Raw genomic sequence first — 14,688 nt, 5'->3', positions numbered from 1 at the left:
CCACGGTGGCCTCGAGGCAGGACCGGCTCCGCTGCGTCCGGCCGGACGCAGCGGCCGATCGATCGCGTGAACGGCCGCGGCCCGTCCTCTTTTTCCGAGGAGAGGACGGGCCGCGGCCGTCGTGTCTTCCGGGCGGTCAGAGCCGCTCGGGCGTCCGGATGCCCAGCAGGGCCATGCCCCGGTGCAGGGTGCGGGCCGTGAGGTCGCACAGGAACAGGCGGTTGGCCACCTGCTCGGGGGACTCGGCCTTCAGCACCGGGCACTTGTCGTAGAACGACGTGTACAGGGAAGCCAGTTGGTACAGGTAGGCGGCCAGCTTGTGCGGGGCGTACTCCCGCGCCGCGTCCGCCACCGTCTCCGCGAACGCGTCCAGGTGCAGGCCCAGCGCCCGCTCGGCCTCGTGCAGGGCCAGCTCCGGGTGCGCCGAGGGGCGTACGCCGTCGGGGGCCTTGCGCAGGATCGACTGGATACGGGCGTAGGCGTACTGGAGGTAGACCGACGTGTCGCCGTTCAGGGAGACCATCTGGTCGAGGTCGAACTTGTAGTCCCGGTTCGCCGACGTCGACAGGTCCGCGTACTTCACGGCTCCGATGCCGACCTGCGCGGCCCGCTCCCGGATCTCGTCCTCGGTGAGGTCCCGCGCCTTCTCCCGTACGACCTCCGCGGCCCGCTGCACCGCCTCGTCCAGCAGGTCCTCCAGCCGCACGGTCTCGCCCTCACGCGTCTTGAACGGCTTGCCGTCCGCGCCGAGCACCGTGCCGTAGCCCATGTTGTGCGCGGTGACGTCGTCGTTCAGCCAGCCGGCCCGGCGGGCCGTCTCGAAGACCATCCTGAAGTGCAGCGACTGGCGCACGTCGACGACGTACAGCAGCGTGGTCGCGTGCAGGTCGACGACGCGGTCGCGGATCGCCGTCAGGTCCGAGGCCGCGTAGCCGAACCCGCCGTCGGCCTTCTGCACGATCAGCGGGACCGGCTGGTCGTCCTTGCCGCGGATCTCGTCGAAGAACACCACGAGCGCGCCCTCGGAGCGCACCGCGACGCCCATCTCCTCCAGGAGCCGGGCGGTCTCGGGCATGCCCTCGTTGTACGCGGACTCCCCGACGATCTCCTCGTCGCGGATCTCCATGTCGAGCTTCTCGAAGACGGAGTAGAAGTAGACCTTCGACTCGTCCACGAACTGCTGCCACAGCTCGAGCGTCTCCTTGTCACCGGACTGGAGGGCGACGACCCGCTTGCGGGCCCGCTCCTTGAACTCCTCGTCCGAGTCGAAGAGCACGCGCGACGCCTTGTACACGCGGTTCAGATTGCTCATGGCCTGCTCGCCGTCGACCTCGCCCGCGGGGGCCAGCTCGCCCGGGTGCTCGAACAGGTACTGGATGAGCATGCCGAACTGGGTGCCCCAGTCGCCGATGTGGTGCCGGCCGATCGTCTTCTCGCCGGTGAAGTCGAGCATGGCGCGCAGGGCGTCGCCGATGACCGCCGACCGCAGGTGACCGACGTGCATCTCCTTCGCCACGTTCGGCTGGGCGTAGTCGACGACCGTGACGCCCGCGTTCTCCTTCAGCGGCACGCCGAGGCGCTCGCCGTCCGCGTGCCGCGCGGCGAGGTTCGCGGTGATCGCCCGGTCCGCGATCGTGATGTTGAGGAAGCCGGGCCCGGAGACCTCGACGTCCTTGATCAGGTCACCGGTCGTGATGTGCGCGACGACCTCGGCGGCCAGCTCCCGCGGGTTCGCCTTCGCCTTCTTGGCCAGCGCCAGGATGCCGTTGGCCTGGTAGTCCGCCCGGTCGCTTCGTCGCAGCAGCGGGTCCGCGGACGCCTCCGGCCGGGTGGCGGAGATGGCGGACGCGAGCTGCTGGTTGACGAGATCGGTGAGCGATGTGACCGAGGCCATAGGAGTGGGTGCCGTTCTCCTCGTGGGTTCAGATAGACCCGCCCAGTATCCCACGGGTGGCAAAGCGATTTCCTGGCCGCGGGCCGGTGGGGCTCGTCGGGCCCGTGCGGCGGAGCCGTATGTCGACACGGCCCGGCGTCCCGGGGCGCCGGTGAAAAGCGGTTTTCGCGGATGCGGTCCGGGCTGGGAGAATGGAGGGGTCAGCCGTGCGACCGTACCGGCTGCCCGAGCAGAAAGAAGGACGTGCCGATCGTGGCTCAGAGCACCGAGACCACCGACTGGGTCTCCCGTTTCGCGGATGACGTCATCGAGGAATCGGAGCGTCGGGCCCCGGGCAAACCCGTCGTCGTCGCGTCCGGACTGTCCCCGTCGGGCCCGATCCACCTCGGGAACCTCCGCGAGGTCATGACCCCGCACCTGGTCGCCGACGAGATCCGCCGCCGCGGCCGCCAGGTGCGGCACCTGATCTCCTGGGACGACTACGACCGGTACCGCAAGGTCCCCAAGGGCATCGACGGCGTCGACGAGGAGGAGTGGGCCGGGCACATCGGCAAGCCGCTCACCTCGGTCCCGGCCCCCAAGGGCTCGGCGTACCCGAACTGGGCGGAGCACTTCAAGGCCGCCATGATCGAGTCGCTCGCCGAGCTGGGCGTGGAGTTCGACGGGATCAGCCAGACGGAGCAGTACACCTCCGGTGCCTACCGCGAGCAGGTCCTGCACGCCATGAGGCACCGCGGCGACATCGACGCGATCCTCGCCCAGTACCGCACCAAGAAGGCCCCGGCGAAGAAGCAGCAGCAGAAGCCGGTCGACGAGGCCGAGCTGGAGGCCGCCGAGGGTTCCGGCGCCGCCGCCGAGGACGACGGCAGCCTCGGCTCCGCCGGCTACTTCCCGTACAAGCCGTTCTGCGGCAACTGCGAGAAGGACCTCACCACCGTCACCGCCTACGACGACGACTCCACCGAGCTGACCTACGCCTGCACCGCGTGCGGCTTCTCGGAGACGGTCCGGCTGAGCGAGTTCAACCGCGGCAAGCTGGTCTGGAAGGTCGACTGGCCGATGCGCTGGGCGTACGAGGGCGTGGTCTTCGAGCCGTCCGGCGTCGACCACTCGTCCCCGGGTTCGTCGTTCCAGGTCGGCGGGCAGATCGTCGGGATCTTCGGCGGCAAGCAGCCGATCGGCCCGATGTACGCGTTCGTCGGGATCAGCGGCATGGCGAAGATGTCGTCCTCGCGCGGCGGTGTGCCGACCCCCGCCGACGCGCTGAAGATCATGGAGCCGCAGCTGCTGCGCTGGCTGTACGCCCGGCGCCGGCCCAACCAGTCCTTCAAGATCGCCTTCGACCAGGAGATCCAGCGCCTCTACGACGAGTGGGACCGGCTCGACGCCAAGGTCGCCGAGGGCACCGCGTTGCCCGCCGACGTCGCCGCGCACTCCCGCGCGGTGGGCACGGCGAGCGGCGCGCTGCCGAGGACGCCCCGGCCGCTGCCGTACCGCACCCTCGCCTCCGTCGCCGACATCACCGGCGGGCACCCGGACCAGGCGCTGCGCATCCTCAGCGACTTCGACCCGGCGAACCCGCTCGCCTCCCTCGACGAGGCGCGGCCGCGTTACGACAAGGCCGAGGCGTGGATCTCCCTCCACGTCCCGGCCGACCAGCGCACCATCGTCCGTACGGAGCCGGACGAGGAGCTGCTGAAGTCGCTCGACGAGCAGGGCAGGGAGTCGCTGCGGCTGCTGGTCGACGGGCTGGCCGACCACTGGTCGTTGGACGGGCTCACGCACCACGTGTACGGGGTTCCCAAGGTGCAGGCCGGTTTCCCCGCCGACGCCACGCCGAAGGAGCTGCCGCCGGAGATCAAGACCGCGCAGCGGTCGTTCTTCGCGCTGCTGTACCACCTGCTCGTCGGCCGTGACACCGGTCCGCGTCTGCCCACCCTGCTGCTCGCGGTGGGCCAGGAGCGGGTGCGGAGGCTGCTCGGTCACTGACCGGCACATCGACGTGTACGACGACGGGGGCGCCCGGTGTTTCACCGGGCGCCCCCGTCGTCGTACCGCGCGCTCGCCTGCGTGCGGGTCACGCGATGTGGTCTTCCTCCAGCTCGACGGAGTGGCGGTTCTGGAACTCCAGGACCATGCGCTTGGCGTCGGCGTCCGGCAGGGAGCGGCTGTACGTCGCCTCGACGTATTCGCCGAACTCTCGCGGAGTCGGGTAGCCGCTGTCGCCTATCGACTGCTTGAACAGCCTGTAGTACTCCTCCTCGTCCGGGGCCGGGGGCTCCGGAGGGCCGCCGCCCTCGCCCAGCTCACGGGTGCGGCCCGGACCGACCGGGATGGGGAAGGTGCCGGTGTCCTCCGGGGACGGCTCCTGCAGCGGGGGCGCCTCCTCGAACCGCCGGCGGTACTGCTCGGCCTGCTCCTGCTCCGCGTACCACTGGGCGTACGCGGCGTCCGGGTCGTACGCGGGGTCGTAGCCGCCGCGGTACTCGACGGTCTGCGGGTGCCGGGAGTGCAGCCACTGGTTCTGGTCCGGGGCGGGCTGCTGGTCGTACGGGGGCTGCACCGTGGTCTCCTCCGCGTCCGGGGACTTGCGGAGGTCCTGGGGGGCCTGGGAATTCCGGGGGTCCCGGGAGTCCTGGGGATTTTGAGGGTCCGCGGTGGCGGGGTCGCCCGTCAGCTCGGGGCGCTGCTCGGCGGGAGGGGCCGCCTGCTCCAGGGCGGGCGCCGACGACGCCACGGCCGGGCCGTCCACGGCCGTCCGGTGCTCGGGGGCCGGCGGGAGCACAGCCGGTTCGATGCCGGCCGCCGCCAGGCCCGCCGGGGCCGTCTCGGCGAGGGGGACGCCGTACTTGGCCAGGCGCAGCGGCATCAGGGACTCCACCGGGGCCTTGCGCCGCCAGCTCCGGCCGAAGCGGGAGCGCATCCGGGCCTGGTAGACGAGACGTTCCTGCTCCAGCTTGATGACCTGCTCGTAGGAACGCAGCTCCCACAGTTTCATCCGCCGCCACAGCAGGAACGTGGGGATCGGCGACAACACCCACCGGGTGAGGCGGACGCCCTCCATGTGCTTGTCCGCGGTGATGTCGGCGATCCGGCCGACCGCGTGCCGGGCGGCCTCCACCGCCACCACGAACAGGACGGGGATCACGCTGTGCATCCCCACGCCGAGCGGATCGGGCCAGGCCGCCGCGCCGTTGAAGGCGATCGTGGCCGCCGTCAGCAGCCACGCCGTCTGACGCAGCAGCGGGAAGGGGATGCGGATCCAGGTCAGCAGCAGATCCAGGGCCAGCAGGACGCAGATGCCGGCGTCGATGCCGATCGGGAACACGTAACTGAAGTTCCCGAAGCCCTTCTGCAGGGCCAGCTCACGGACGGCCGCGTACGAACCCGCGAAGCCGATCCCGGCGATGATCACGGCTCCGGCGACGACCACGCCGATGAGAACCCGGTGCGTCCGTGTCAGCTGAATGGGCGCGGCCACCCGTACTCCCCTCCTCTTGCGTGTTGTTGCGCGCAACAGAGTGGCACATGTGTGCGGAGGACGGGTGGCCGGTTCCGTGTCAGAGCCTCACCGCACGTTCCCGTGTACGCCTTCGGGTACGTCTCCGTGCACGCTTCTGTGCCTGTTCGTCAGCTCTTCGACTCCAACGGCGCGCCGCTCCCGGGGGCACCGCCGTCTCCGTCGGCCTTGGAGTCCTTGTCGTCCTTGCTGTCCTTGCTGTCCTTGCCGTTCTTGGTCCCGGTCACGGACGTCACCGCTTCCGCGGCCGCCTTCTTAGCGTCCTTCATCAGATCGTCGGCGCTCGGCGTCTTGTCCCCGGCGAGGCCCGCCCCGTTGTAGTCGAGGGTGACCACCACGTTCTCGACGCGCGCCACCACCGTCTGCTGCTTGAAGGCGCCTTCCTTCTTCTTCAGGTCGTAGCGCACGGCCGTCGCCTCGTCGCCGGTGCCGGAGAGCGGCTCCGCCTCGACGCCCTTGGCGCCGTCGGTGGCCTGGACGTCCTTGACCTGCTTGTCGTAGTACTTCTTGGCCAGTTCGTCGCCCGCGCCGCGTGCGACGTCCGAGTCGAAGCGCAGCATCGACACGTTCAGCCAGCGGAACTGAGAGCCGTCCACACCGTTGTCGGCGAGGCTGCTCCAGGAGCAGCCGGCACGCGTGGCGATGTCGTCGGACTGGCTCTCCTTGCCCGACTTCGCCTTGGGCACGAGGTCGCCCAGGGTCTTCTCCGACAGGACGCCGCACGCGTCCGGGAGGTCCGTGTACACCGCCGCCCGCACCGTCGGGGACGGGCTCGCGGACGCCGACGCGGAGGTGTCGGCCGCCTTGTCCTCGCCGCCGTCGGAGCCGGAGTCCGAGGAGCAGCCGGCGGCGATCAGCATCGCGGGGACGGCCGCCGCGCAGACAAGAACGCGGTTGAGGCGCTTGGCTCGGTGGTCACGCTGTGCTCGTCGCTGCATGGTTCCTTCACTCATGACGCTCGTGTTCCCTGCGGTCGGACCCGTGGTCGAACCTGCGGTCGAAAAGGAGTCCGAGGGGTCACCGTACGCGGTGCGCCGTTCGTGTGGTCGTCCTTCGGGTGCTTTGCGCAGGGCGGTGGAGGGAGTGTGAGCGAGGCTCAGCCGCTCAGCGAATCGGCCAGCAGGGACGCCAGTTTCCTTGCCCTGTCCTGCATTTCCCTGCTGTCCGGGACGGCACCGACGGTCGCCGGCTGCTCCGTGTACTCGATCGTCACGATCACGTTGGACGTGCGGAACGCCACAGTCACCGTGCGCTGCTCGGCGGTCGAACCGGAGTTGCTCAGCTCGTCGTCGATGAAGGCCTCGTCGCCGAACTCCTCCAGGACGCGGGGCTGGAGGCCGGAGGGTGAAGTGGAGGGCGACGCGGTGGAGGAGTCGCCGGCGGACGGTGAGCCGGAGGCCGAGGACGCGGCGTCGGACGGTGCGGAGGAATCAGGGGAATCAGGGGAACCGGAAGAACCGGAAGAACCAGAAGGATTGGGGGAGTCGGGTGAATCGGAGGAAGTGGACGAGGGTGATGTGTCCGGGGCGGTGGAACCGGACTCCGTGACCGTCGGCTTCGGAAGGCCGGCCGCCTCCTGCTTCGTCGCGAAGAGTTGCTGGGCCTGGTTGTCGTCGCTGACGGCGTTGTCGTAGGAGACGACCCGCTCGAGGTCGATCACCAGGCGATCGGTGGCCTGGGACGACTCCACCTTCCAACGGCAGCCCACCTTGCGGTCGGTGTCGTACGTGAGGGCCGCCTCGCCCGCGTACGCCTTCTCGCGCTGCGCCTGGTCGGCCATCTCCTCGATGCCGGGCAGGAGTTCGTCGAGCGTCTTGGCGCCGACCGTGCCGCAGGGCTCGGGGAGTGTGGCGTACCTGCCCGGCTGGGCCGCCGGGGAGGCGGTGCCGGCACCGCCCGGGTTGGAGTTGCCCGACTGGCTTCCGCTGCCCGAACTGCCGGTGCATCCGGCCAGCAGGGCCGCGAGGAGCGCGGCGACGCCGGGTACGTATGCCCTCCGCTGCACGGCCGGGCTCCTCTCGACGGGCGGGTGCGGGCCGCAGCCCGCCGGGTCTCTCAGTGTCCCCGCTGGTTAATCGCTTGCCGCACGGGGGCACCCCCGGCAGACAATGTGTATCGCACGCACTGCCGTGAACGCCGGTCCGAAGTCCTTTTCGTCGACCTGAGCGACGGTTTTTGCTCTTTTACTCTTATGTTGCCGTTCGGGGGAATGAGGAAGACATGTCGTACGTGGAAATGCCGGGTGCGAGGGTGCCGATCCGTATGTGGACGGATCCGGCGACGGTGGAGGAGGGTGCCCTCCAGCAGCTGCGGAACGTGGCGACCCTGCCCTGGATCAAGGGCCTGGCCGTGATGCCGGACGTGCACTACGGGAAGGGTGCGACGGTCGGCTCGGTCATCGCGATGCGGGGTGCGGTGTGTCCGGCGGCGGTGGGGGTCGACATCGGCTGCGGGATGTCGGCGGTGAGGACGTCCCTGACGGCCGGCGACCTGCCGGGCGACCTGTCCCGGCTGCGCTCGAGGATCGAGCAGGCGATCCCGGTCGGGCGCGGGATGCACGACTCCCCCGTGGACCCGACCCGGCTGCACGGCTTCGCGACCGGCGGCTGGGACGACTTCTGGGGGAGCTTCGACGGAGTGGCGGAAGCGGTCAGGTTCCGTCAGGAGCGGGCCACGAAGCAGATGGGAACGCTCGGATCGGGCAACCACTTCGTCGAGGTCTGCACGGACACGACCGGTGTGGTCTGGCTGATGCTGCACTCCGGTTCCCGGAACATCGGCAAGGAACTGGCCGAGCACCACATCGGGGTGGCGCAGAAGCTCCCGCACAACCAGGGCCTGGTCGACCGTGACCTCGCCGTCTTCGTGGCGGACACCCCGCAGATGGCGGCCTACCGGAACGACCTGTTCTGGGCGCAGGAGTACGCGAAGCGAAACCGTTCGATCATGATGGCGCTGCTGAAGGACGTGATCCGCAAGGAGTTCAAGAAGGCGAAGCCGGCCTTCGAGGCGGAGATCAGCGCGCACCACAACTACGTGGCCGAGGAGCGCTACGACGGCATGGACCTGCTCGTCACCCGCAAGGGGGCGATCCGTGCGGGCTCCGGCGAGTTCGGGATCATCCCGGGCTCCATGGGAACGGGCTCGTACATCGTCAAGGGCCTCGGGAACGCCGATTCGTTCAACTCGGCCTCGCACGGCGCCGGCCGGCGCATGAGCCGCAACGCGGCGAAGCGGCGCTTCTCGACGAAGGACCTGGAGGAGCAGACGCGCGGCGTGGAGTGCCGTAAGGACTCCGGTGTCGTGGACGAGATCCCGGGAGCGTACAAGCCGATCGAGCAGGTCATCGACCAGCAGCGGGACCTCGTGGAGGTCGTGGCGAAGCTGAAGCAGGTCGTCTGTGTGAAGGGCTGACCTGAAAGGCCGACCTGGAGGGCCGCCGCGTCGCGCGCGGCGCGGCCGTCACGGCTCCCGGTGGACCTTCGTGTTCGACGCCTGGGCCCGGGGGCGTACGACCAGCAGGTCGATGTTGACATGGCTCGGGCGGGTCACCGCCCAGGTGATGGTGTCGGCGACGTCGTCCGCGGTGAGCGGCTCGGCGACGCCCTCGTACACCTTGGCGGCCTTCGCCGCGTCGCCGTCGAAGCGGGTGAGGGCGAACTCGTCGGTCTTCACCATGCCCGGCGCGATCTCGATGACGCGCACGGGCCGGCCGACGATCTCCAGGCGGAGGGTCTCGGCCAGGACGTGCTCGGCGTGCTTGGCGGCGACGTAGCCCGCGCCGCCCTCGTAGGTGGCGTGGCCGGCCGTCGAGGAGACGATGACGACCGTGCCGTCGCCGCTCGCCTCCAGCCGGGGCAGCAGGGCCTGGGTGAGGTGGAGGGTGCCGATGACGTTCGTCTCGTACATCCGGCGCCAGTCGTCCGGGTCGCCGGTCGCGACCGGGTCGGCGCCCAGCGCGCCGCCCGCGTTGTTGACCAGGACGCCGATGGTCCTGAACGCGGTGGCGAACTCGTCGACGGCCGCGCGGTCGGTGACGTCGAGCGGGTACGCGGTCGCCGCGTGGCCGGCCGCGTTGATCTCCTCGGCGAGCGCCTCGATACGGTCCTTGCGGCGGGCGGTGAGGACGACGCGGTAACCGGCCTCGGCGAGCCCGCGGGCCGTGGCGGCGCCGATGCCGCTGCTCGCGCCGGTGACGACGGCGATACGAGACGCTGCGGACGGTGCGGCGGTGGCCATGGGCTGCTCCTCCGGGTGGATCCATGTGGGCGGTGCCGTGCCGGGCCAGCATATGCGGGCCACCCGGGCGTGTCCGGGCCCGTCCGGGCGCGCGGGAGCGTGGTCAGCCGTTGCGCGGCGCCCACATGATCACGGCCATTCCGGCCAGGCAGATCAGGGCGCCGGTGATGTCCCAGCGGTCCGGGCGGTAGCCGTCCGCGAGCGCGCCCCACAGGATCGACCCGGCGACGAAGATGCCCCCGTACGCGGCGAGCACGCGGCCGAAGTGCGCGTCGGGCTGGAAGGTGGCGACGAACCCGTACGCGCCGAGGGCGAGGACGCCGCCGGCCGCCCACATCCAGCCGCGTTGCTCCCGCACGCCCTGCCAGACCAGCCAGGCGCCCCCGATCTCCAGGATCGCGGCGAGGACGAACAGGGCGGCGGAACGGGCGATCGGCATGCGGGCAGCTTCGCAGACCGGATGCGGGATACCGGAATAAGGGGGGAGGGGGAGCGGTTGAGCCGGTTATAGTTGAACCGTCAACCAATCCGGAAGGTGAACGGCCATGCAGTTCGGGATCTTCAGCGTCGGCGACGTCACGCCCGACCCCACGACGGGGCGTACCCCCACCGAGCGCGAGCGGATCAAGGCCATGGTCGCCATCGCGCTGAAGGCCGAGGAGGTCGGCCTGGACGTGTTCGCCACCGGCGAGCACCACAACCCGCCGTTCGTGCCGTCCTCGCCCACGACCATGCTCGGCTACATCGCCGCGCGCACGGAGCGGCTGGTCCTCTCCACCTCCACCACCCTCATCACCACCAACGACCCGGTGAAGATCGCCGAGGACTTCGCCATGCTCCAGCACCTGGCCGACGGCCGGATGGACGTGATGATGGGGCGCGGCAACACCGGACCGGTCTATCCCTGGTTCGGCCAGGACATCCGCCAGGGCATCAACCTCGCCATCGAGAACTACGCCCTGCTGCACCGACTGTGGCGCGAGGACGTCGTCAACTGGGAGGGCAAGTTCCGCACCCCGCTGCAGGGCTTCACCTCCACGCCCCGCCCACTGGACGACGTACCGCCGTTCGTCTGGCACGGGTCGATCCGCTCACCCGAGATCGCCGAGCAGGCCGCCTACTACGGTGACGGTTTCTTCCACAACAACATCTTCTGGCCGGCCGACCACACCAAGCGGATGATCGAGCTCTACCGCACCCGGTACGCGCACTACGGGCACGGCACGGCCGAGCAGGCGATCGTCGGCCTCGGCGGGCAGGTGTTCATGCGGAAGAACTCGCAGGACGCCGTGCGCGAGTTCCGTCCGTACTTCGACGTCGCCCCCGTCTACGGGCACGGGCCCTCGCTGGAGGAGTTCACCCGGCAGACCCCGCTGACCGTGGGTTCCCCGCAGCAGGTCATCGAGAAGACGCTGTCCTTCCGTGACTACGCGGGCGACTACCAGCGCCAGCTGTTCCTCATGGACCACGCGGGACTGCCGCTGAAGACGGTGCTCGAGCAGCTGGACCTGCTCGGCGAGGAAGTGGTGCCGGTGCTGCGCGAGGAGTTCGCCAAGGACCGCCCGGCCGACGTGCCGGACGCGCCGACGCACTCCTCGCGGCTGGCCGGCCGGGAAGTGAGCAAGGCGTGAACGCCATGAACGCCAAGAACATCGTCGTCGTGTCGGCCGGGCTGAGCGTGCCGTCGTCCACCCGCCTGCTCGGGGAGCGGCTGGCCGCCGCGGCCACCGGGCAGGCCCCGTCCGACGTGCCGGTGATCGAACTGCGGGACCTCGCGGTGGACATCGCGCACAACTTCACCAGCGGTTTCCCGGCTCCGGCGCTCGCCGAGGCGATGGACGCGGTGACCGGGGCGGACGGGGTGATCGTGGTCACGCCGGTGTTCTCGGCGTCGTACAGCGGGCTGTTCAAGTCGTTCTTCGACGTGCTCGGCGCACGGGACCGGGAGGCCCTGGCCGGCAAACCGGTGCTGATCGCCGCGACCGGGGGCACGCCCCGGCACTCGCTGGTGCTGGAGCACTCCCTGCGGCCCCTCTTCGCCCACCTGCGCGCGGTCGTCGTCCCCACGGGGGTCTACGCCGCGTCCCAGGACTGGGGCGACAAGGGCCTGGACGCCCGGATCGACCGGGCGGCGGGCGAGCTGGCCGCCCTGGCGGGCGCTCTGCCGGCCGTCGGCGACGGGACGGTCGACGGCGACGGCAGCGAGGCGGGCGGCGACGCGATCCGTGTCACACGCGGGGGCGCCGTCGACGACAAGTTCGACGCGCGCAACGTGGTGCCGTTCGAGGAGCAGCTGGCCGCCCTGCGGTCGGCCGGCTGAGGGCGCCCCACAGCCCCCACGACTCCCGGCGGTCTTACAGGGACAGCGGCCGCCGGGTGAGACGACCGTCCAGGACGGCCGGTCGTTCGCGAGGATCCGGTCGCGGGAAGGGACGCCCGCGACCGGACCGCGGCGGGGTGAGAGCGAGGTAAGAAGGAGCCTCTTCGGTCACTGCTCCGTCCGCCGGATGGCGGTGCTTGGCACACTGGCACCGTGTCCCCTACCGCGCCCCGCACCCACACCGTGCTGCTCGCCGAAGACGACCGCGCCATCCGCAACGCCCTGGAGCGCGCCCTGACCCTGGAGGGCTACCGGGTCACGGCGGTCGCCGACGGCGTCGAGGCGCTGGCACAGGTCCACCGCAGCCGGCCCGACGTCCTCCTGCTGGACGTGATGATGCCCGGCATCGACGGGCTCCAGGTGTGCCGGGTGCTGCGAGCCGAGGGCGACCGCACCCCCGTGCTGATGCTGACGGCGCTGGTGGAGACCGCCGACCGGATCGCCGGACTGGACGCGGGCGCCGACGACTACGTCGTCAAGCCGTTCGACGTCGAGGAGGTCTTCGCCCGGCTGCGAGCCCTGCTCCGCCGGGCAGCACCCGAGCCCGCGTCGGCCTCCGCGCCCGACGGGACACCGACGTCGCAGGAGCAGCCGGACACACGGAGAACACAGAAGACGCGGGAGGCGGGGGGCCCGGAGGAGTCGCGGGAGCCGGGGAAGACCCCGCACGCCGCTCCGGGGCGGCACATCGCCGCGGCCGGGGTGCGCATGGACCCGCAGGCGCGCCGGGCCTGGCGTGGGCAGCGGGAGCTGGAGCTGACCCGCACCGAGTTCGAACTGCTGGAGCTGCTGATCCGCAACGCGGGCATCGTCCTCGACCACTCCACCATCTACGACCGTATCTGGGGCTACGACTTCGGCCCCGGCTCCAAGAACCTCGCCGTCTACGTCGGCTACCTGCGCCGCAAACTAGACGAGCCCGGCGCGCCGCAGCTGATCCACACGGTGCGCGGGGTGGGTTACGTGCTGCGGGAGGACTGAGTGGCATCGGGCACTTCGGATACCTCGAGCACCTTTGACACCTCAGGCACTTCGGGCGTGCGGAACACCTCACGCGTCCCGGACCGTGCGCACCGGCCCTCACCGCGGGTCCGGCGGTGCCGGCTGCCGCTGCTGTCGCTGGGCACCAAGTTCGCGGTGGCGTTCGCCGCCGTGACGGCCACGGTCACCGTGCTGGTCGGCATCCTGTCGTACAGCGCCGCCGCGAGACTCGTACGGGTGGACCAGCAGAGCGTGTTCGACGAGGTCGTGGAGGACCTGCGCGGCGAGGTCAGGTCGAACCGGATGACACCGCTCGACTTCTCCTCCGCCGCCCCCGGCCACGATCTGGTGCGGCCCGCCCGGACGGACGTCCAGGTGCTCGGGCCGGACGGCCGGATCGTCGACCCGGGCGACCCGGGGCTGCCGGTGGTCGACGCCGACCGCGTGGTCGCGGGGGCCGCCGCGGCCGGACGGGTGGTCGAGCACGCGGACGTCGACGTCGGCGACGACATCTACCGCGTCGCGACCGTCGCGCTGGGCGACGGTCGGGGCGCGGTCCAGATCGCGCAGGAGTTCAGCGACACCGAGGACCTGCTGCGGGCCCTCCAGCAGCGCACCCTCGTCCTGATGGCGGCGGTGGTGGTCGGGGCCGGTCTCTTCGGCTGGTGGCTGGCCCGGCGCATCACCCGCCGCCTGGTCGTCCTCACCGATGCCGCCGAGGACGTCGCCCGCACCCGCAGGCTCGGCATCCAGGTGCCCGTCGCGGGCCGGGACGAGGTGGGGCGGCTCGGCCGCGCCTTCGACCGGATGCTGGGCCGGCTCGCCCAGTCCGAGGACGACCAGCGCCGGCTCGTCCAGGACGCGGGGCACGAACTGCGCACCCCGCTCACCTCGTTGCGGACCAACATCTCCCTGCTGCGCCGTATCGACGAACTCCCGCCGGACACCCGTGAGGAACTCGTCGCAGACCTCTCCCAGGAGGCCCGTGAGCTGACCGACCTGGTCAACGAGCTCGTCGAGCTGGCGGCCGGTCAGTCCGACACCGAGCCGTCGCGGCGCGTCGACCTCGCCGACATCGCCGAGGACGTGGCGGGACTGGCCCGGCGCCGCAACGGACGGAAGATCGTCGTCCGTGCGAGCGGCGACACCACGACCGACGGACGGTCCGGGATGCTCACGCGGGCGGTGTCCAACCTGGTCGAGAACGCGGTCAAGTTCGACCGGGACGGCACGGCGCCCATCGACATCACCGTCGCGGGACCCGCGCGACCGGGCACGGTGCGGGTGGAGGTCCGCGACCGGGGGCCCGGTATCGCGGCCGCCGACCTGATCCACGTCTTCGACCGCTTCTACCGAGCCGCCGACGCCCGCTCCCTGCCCGGTTCGGGCCTCGGCCTGTCCATCGTCCGCGAGGTGGCCCTGGCCCACGGGGGCGCACCGTACGCGGTACGCCGGGCCGGCGGCGGCACGGTGATCGGCTTCACGGTGGGCGGCGTTCCCCTGACGCACCACGACACGGAACCGGGACCCTGACGGACGACGAGCGGCGAGCGACGGGCGACGGGCGACGAGTGATCGAGATCGCCCCCCGTCGCCGCGTACCGGCGGCCGGGGACGAGCATGTATGCGGTCGGGGGTGCGCCGCACGCGCTCCCGGGAGGGGAGGAGCGGCAA

Annotated in this window: 12 protein-coding genes; 6 read left to right on the top strand and 6 right to left on the bottom strand. The window is 70.9% G+C overall.

Features of this window, described 5'->3' with window-relative positions; all coding sequences use genetic code 11:
- Positions 1–136 precede the first annotated feature (136 nt).
- Complete coding sequence (gene argS / locus AC6F7H_RS10990) at positions 137–1,894, bottom strand: arginine--tRNA ligase (RefSeq protein ID WP_500756802.1); 1,758 nt, start codon at positions 1,892–1,894, stop codon at positions 137–139.
- A 243-nt stretch (positions 1,895–2,137) separates the two neighbouring features.
- Here argS and lysS point away from each other — a divergent pair, with 243 nt between their 5' ends.
- Positions 2,138–3,883, top strand: coding sequence for a lysine--tRNA ligase (gene lysS, locus AC6F7H_RS10985; RefSeq protein WP_500756801.1), 1,746 nt, complete (start codon positions 2,138–2,140; stop codon positions 3,881–3,883).
- 88 nt (positions 3,884–3,971) lie between these two features.
- Here the strand turns inward: lysS and AC6F7H_RS10980 are convergent, their stop codons facing one another.
- From AC6F7H_RS10980 to AC6F7H_RS10970, 3 genes are all read right to left on the bottom strand, one after another.
- The gene (locus AC6F7H_RS10980; protein WP_500756800.1) at positions 3,972–5,375 is read right to left on the bottom strand and encodes a DUF2637 domain-containing protein; all 1,404 of its coding nucleotides are present in this window, start codon (positions 5,373–5,375) and stop codon (positions 3,972–3,974) included.
- 149 nt (positions 5,376–5,524) lie between these two features.
- Positions 5,525–6,367 carry a DUF3558 family protein gene (locus tag AC6F7H_RS10975; RefSeq protein WP_500756799.1) on the bottom strand — a complete coding sequence of 281 codons (843 nt, stop codon included), beginning with the start codon at positions 6,365–6,367 and terminating at the stop codon, positions 5,525–5,527.
- A gap of 143 nt (positions 6,368–6,510) precedes the next feature.
- Positions 6,511–7,419: a DUF3558 domain-containing protein gene (locus AC6F7H_RS10970; RefSeq protein WP_500756798.1), complete on the bottom strand. Its 909-nt coding sequence runs from the start codon at positions 7,417–7,419 to the stop codon at positions 6,511–6,513.
- Positions 7,420–7,634: 215 nt separating this feature from the next.
- Here AC6F7H_RS10970 and AC6F7H_RS10965 point away from each other — a divergent pair, with 215 nt between their 5' ends.
- Positions 7,635–8,828 carry an RtcB family protein gene (locus AC6F7H_RS10965; protein WP_500756797.1) on the top strand — a complete coding sequence of 398 codons (1,194 nt, stop codon included), beginning with the start codon at positions 7,635–7,637 and terminating at the stop codon, positions 8,826–8,828.
- Positions 8,829–8,876: 48 nt separating this feature from the next.
- On the opposite strand, the gene AC6F7H_RS10960 is transcribed toward AC6F7H_RS10965, so the two are convergent.
- Together AC6F7H_RS10960 and AC6F7H_RS10955 are read right to left on the bottom strand one after the other, a co-directional pair.
- The gene (locus AC6F7H_RS10960) at positions 8,877–9,653 is read right to left on the bottom strand and encodes an SDR family NAD(P)-dependent oxidoreductase (RefSeq protein WP_500756796.1); all 777 of its coding nucleotides are present in this window, start codon (positions 9,651–9,653) and stop codon (positions 8,877–8,879) included.
- A 103-nt stretch (positions 9,654–9,756) separates the two neighbouring features.
- Positions 9,757–10,092, bottom strand: coding sequence for a YnfA family protein (locus AC6F7H_RS10955; protein ID WP_500756795.1), 336 nt, complete (start codon positions 10,090–10,092; stop codon positions 9,757–9,759).
- Between the two features lie 106 nt (positions 10,093–10,198).
- Between AC6F7H_RS10955 and AC6F7H_RS10950 the strand changes: the two genes are divergently transcribed.
- From AC6F7H_RS10950 to AC6F7H_RS10935, 4 genes are all read left to right on the top strand, one after another.
- The gene (locus AC6F7H_RS10950) at positions 10,199–11,284 is read left to right on the top strand and encodes an LLM class flavin-dependent oxidoreductase (protein ID WP_500756794.1); all 1,086 of its coding nucleotides are present in this window, start codon (positions 10,199–10,201) and stop codon (positions 11,282–11,284) included.
- A 5-nt stretch (positions 11,285–11,289) separates the two neighbouring features.
- Positions 11,290–11,973: a CE1759 family FMN reductase gene (locus AC6F7H_RS10945; protein ID WP_500761751.1), complete on the top strand. Its 684-nt coding sequence runs from the start codon at positions 11,290–11,292 to the stop codon at positions 11,971–11,973.
- Between the two features lie 213 nt (positions 11,974–12,186).
- Complete coding sequence (locus AC6F7H_RS10940) at positions 12,187–13,014, top strand: response regulator transcription factor (protein WP_500756793.1); 828 nt, start codon at positions 12,187–12,189, stop codon at positions 13,012–13,014.
- A gap of 123 nt (positions 13,015–13,137) precedes the next feature.
- A complete protein-coding gene (locus tag AC6F7H_RS10935) occupies positions 13,138–14,547 on the top strand; it encodes a HAMP domain-containing sensor histidine kinase (protein ID WP_500761749.1) in 1,410 nt (469 codons plus the stop codon).
- The last annotated feature ends 141 nt before the right edge of the window (positions 14,548–14,688 follow it).

Source organism: Streptomyces sp. MMS24-W38 (genome assembly GCF_059889265.1).
Note: the sequence above shows the minus strand (reverse complement) of the source record. Positions and strands in the feature narration are given on the sequence as shown.